Genomic DNA, 378 nt, shown 5'->3' with positions numbered 1-378 from the left:
CGGCTGTCGGGGCCTGACCCCGGTTCTTGGACACGCTGAATCCAGCACGTGGTGCTGGGGAAGCGAGATGATCCGAGAATCATGGCTAGGAAGAACTATTCCGAGGAGTTCCGTCGTCAGGGCCGTCGACTTGTACGAGTCCACCCCGGGTGCCACGGTCCGCGGCATCGCCGAGGACCTCGGCATCGTGCATGGCACGCTGCGGGGTTGGCTCGAGGTCTACGGGACCGGCAAGAAGACCGCTGCTGACGGGACGTTGACCTCCAGCCCACTGCAGTCCAGGCCGTCGAAGAAGAACTCCTCGGCGCCCGAAGGTGAGACGCCGGAGCAGAAGATCGACCGACTGGAGGCCGAGAACGCGGCGCTGCGGGCCGAGAC

General features: G+C 65.6%; 1 pseudogene. It reads left to right on the top strand.

The features are described from left to right. Positions 1–81: 81 nt before the first annotated feature. Positions 82–378, top strand: a pseudogene (locus ABC138_RS16835) (transposase); the annotation flags it as partial.

Origin of the sequence: Janibacter sp. LM, assembly GCF_039631275.1 — a bacterium.
GTDB classification, from domain to species: domain Bacteria; phylum Actinomycetota; class Actinomycetes; order Actinomycetales; family Dermatophilaceae; genus Janibacter; species Janibacter terrae.
Note: the sequence above shows the minus strand (reverse complement) of the source record. Positions and strands in the feature narration are given on the sequence as shown.